The organism is Pigmentiphaga sp., from assembly GCF_019689535.1.
Classification (GTDB): Bacteria; Pseudomonadota; Gammaproteobacteria; order Burkholderiales; family Burkholderiaceae_B; genus Pigmentiphaga.
Genome location: NZ_JADGHH010000285.1, coordinates 1 through 3307 on the forward strand (window position 1 = coordinate 1; position 3307 = coordinate 3307).

3 protein-coding genes are annotated in these 3307 nt (G+C 63.6%); 1 reads left to right on the forward strand and 2 read right to left on the reverse strand.

Translation table 11 applies throughout. The annotated features are described in order from the left end of the window. On the reverse strand, positions 1 to 1215 hold a 1215-nt coding region (locus IRZ12_RS16690), incomplete at its 3' end, for an FAD-binding protein (RefSeq protein WP_296470940.1). Between the two features lie 168 nt (positions 1216 to 1383). On the opposite strand from IRZ12_RS16690, the gene IRZ12_RS16695 reads away from it, so the two are divergent. Continuing rightward, positions 1384 to 1941: a cob(I)yrinic acid a,c-diamide adenosyltransferase gene (locus tag IRZ12_RS16695; RefSeq protein WP_296470933.1), complete on the forward strand. Its 558-nt coding sequence runs from the start codon at positions 1384 to 1386 to the stop codon at positions 1939 to 1941. Between the two features lie 35 nt (positions 1942 to 1976). Here IRZ12_RS16695 and aroG read toward each other — a convergent pair whose 3' ends face one another. After that, on the reverse strand, positions 1977 to 3050 hold the full coding sequence (aroG, locus tag IRZ12_RS16700) for a 3-deoxy-7-phosphoheptulonate synthase AroG (protein WP_296470936.1): 1074 nt from the start codon (positions 3048 to 3050) through the stop codon (positions 1977 to 1979). Positions 3051 to 3307: the final 257 nt, after the last annotated feature.

The following is a 3307-nucleotide window of genomic DNA, read 5'->3' on the forward strand; positions in this document are numbered from 1 at the left end:
AGAACCGTTCAGCATCTGTTTCGATCCCATCCTACGAAACGATATTGACCCTGAACTCGTCGCCACGAACGAGTGGGCGGGGTAGTGCAGAGGTTCCCTGGCTTTGGCAAGGTCCTCGTTGGTTTCGCGGATGCAATCGGCGAGCCGCGATATGGGCACGCACACGTCGGTGCTGGAAGCCCGGGCGCCCGGCCGCAATTGCAGTGTCGCGAAATAGGCGTTGTGCCGCGCTGCCCAAAGGCGGTTCCGGTCTTCAGGATGCACGGCCCACTCGAAGTCCATGCCACCATGCTCCCTGGCAATCTCCTGCACCATCGTCGCCTGTTCTTCCACTCCCGAGGGACTGCCGTGGAACTCGAACAGCAGCAAAGGGGTCTCGCGCAAGGAGAGCTTGCTGTAGAGGTTAAGCGCACGCACGGTCGCCGTATCCAGCAACTCCACCCTGGCCACCGGGACGCCCATCTGGATGGTTTGGATGACGGCCGCGACGGCGGCGTCCACGCTGGGAAAATTGCAGACGGCCGCCGAGATCGCTTCGGGAATCGGATAAAGGCGCACCGTCACCTCGGTAATGATCCCCAGCGTCCCTTCGCTGCCGATGAACAGGCGGGTCAGGTCGTATCCAGCGGAAGACTTCTTCGCCCTGCGCGCGGTGCGTACGACCTTGCCCTGGGCCGTCACCACGGTCAGCGACAGGATATTCTCGCGCATCGTGCCGTAGCGGACGGCGTTGGTGCCGGAAGCGCGCGTGGCGGCCATGCCGCCGAACGATGCATCGGCACCGGGATCGATGGGAAAAAACAAGCCCGTGTCGCGAATCTCGTTGTTGAGCTGCTTGCGGGTCACGCCGGCTTGCACGGTGGCCGTCAAATCGTCGGGCTGCACGGACAGCACCCGGTTCATGCGCGACAGATCGAGCGTAATGCCGCCCTGCACGGGAAGCAGGTGCCCCTCGAGGGAGGATCCCGAGCCGTAGGCGATGATCGGCACCTGGTGCGCCGCGCAGGCAGTCACGGCCGCGACGACGTCCTCGGTGCTCTCCGCGAACACGACGGCATCCGGCGGCACGGCCGGAAACGGGGATTCGTCCCGACCGTGGTGCTCGCGCACGGACGGGTTCAGCGAAAGGCGCTCACCGAAGTGGGCGGCAAGCGCATCGAGGCAGGCCTGCGGCACGGGGCGGCGCAACGAGGTAGCTGAAGCGGGGGCGTTCATGACATTGCGGTTCAACAAGGGAATCCCCCGATTCTACGCCCAGCCGCCTTCGCCCTGTCCGCTCTGGCGCGCCGGCTGGAGACAGAAACCTTGGCCGGCACTGACTACAATGCCTACCGGGAACGCCGCCGCATGCGCGGCGCGTCGAAACCGATACACGGAGCATGCATGGGACATCGATTGAGCGTCATCGCCACGCGGACGGGCGACGACGGCACCACAGGACTGGCGACCGGCACGCGCGTCCCCAAAGACTCCCCGCGCATCGCGGCCATCGGTGACGTGGACGAGCTCAATAGCGCGTTGGGTTTGCTGGCGACGGAAGCGCTGCCGCCAGGCGTTGCCGCCGACGTGCTCGACATCCAGCACGACCTGTTCGACCTGGGGGGCGAACTGAGCATGCCGGGACAAGCGCTGCTGCGGCCGGAGCGCGTCGCGCACCTGGACCGGCTGCTTTCTGATTACAACGCGCGCCTCGAACCGCTGAAAGAGTTCGTGTTGCCCGGTGGCAGCCGGGCTGGTGCACTTGCCCATGTGGCGCGCACCATATGCCGCCGCGCCGAACGGAGCGTCGTCGCGCTCGACCGGTCGGAACCCGTCCAACCGGCGATACGTCAATACCTGAACCGGCTGTCCGATCTCTTGTTCGTGCTCGCCCGGCGCATCAACCAGGACGCAGGCGCCCCGGAAGTGCTTTGGCGCCCTGGGAGGACCGGCGGCAACTAGCGCGGGGCGGCCTTCGCCGCCCCGGCCTGCAAGCCTTACTTGCCGCTGGTGGTCGCTACCAGACGGCGAGCCTGCACTGCCTGGGCCAGGCGCTCAAGCACGCGCACTGAAGTCTCCCAATCGATGCAGCCGTCGGTAATGCTTTGACCATATACCAGCGGTTTGCCGGGAACGAGGTCCTGCCGGCCGGCCACCAGGTGACTTTCCACCATCACGCCGATGATGCGGCTATCGCCCGCCTCGACCTGGCTTGCCACGTTGTCGACCACCTGGGGCTGGTTCTCCGGCTTTTTCATGCTGTTGGCGTGGCTCGCGTCGATCATCACGCGCTGCGCCAGCCCGGCCTTGGCCATTTCCTGGGCCGCCGCCTCCACGCTCGCGGCATCGTAGTTGGGCGTCTTGCCGCCGCGCAAGATGACGTGGCAATCTTCATTGCCGTTGGTCGAGACGATGGCCGAGACGCCACCCTTCGTGACGGACAGGAAGTGGTGAGGCTGAGAAGCAGCCTTGATCGCGTCGACCGCGATGCGGACATTGCCGTCGGTGCCGTTCTTGAAGCCCACGGGGCACGACAGCCCGGAGGCAAGTTCGCGGTGCACCTGGCTCTCGGTGGTGCGGGCGCCGATGGCTCCCCAGGAAACGAGATCGGCGATGTATTGGGGCGTGATCATGTCCAGATATTCACACCCCGCAGGCACGCCGCGGGCGTTGATCTCCAGCAAGAGTTGGCGGGCGATGCGCAAGCCCTTGTTGATGTTGAAGCTGCCGTCGAGGTCAGGATCGTTGATCAACCCTTTCCACCCCACGGTGGTACGCGGCTTTTCGAAGTACACCCGCATGATGATTTCCAGCTCGCCGGCGAAGCGGTCGCGCTCGGCCTTCAGGCGCGACGCGTATTCCAATGCGGCTTCGGTGTCGTGGATCGAGCAGGGCCCGATTACCACGACCAGCCTATCGTCCATGCCGTGCAGAATGCGGTGTACGGCTTGCCGGGCGTTGTAAACCGTGTCGGAAACCTCGGCGGTGCAAGGAAACTCGCGCATCAAATGCGAAGGCGGAGCAAGCTCTTTGATTTCTCGAATGCGCAAGTCGTCGGTGTTGTGCGACACGGTCCTCTCCTGGATTTCAATGATGTCTGTTTGGCATGTAAGTCGGTGCTTGCCCCTTGCTCCATCGTCCAGGCACAAAAAAAGCCGCCAGGACGCTGGCGGCTTTTTTGGGGCAGGAATTCGTTAGATACGACGCTTCCTTTCCTCCGCCAGCGGCTTCGGAAATCCAAAAAAGTAAAAGTAGTAGGAAGCGTAGTTCATGAAATATATCGTAGCAGGCATGAAAAGCCTGAGCAAGTGGCGGGTACTTTTAAAAC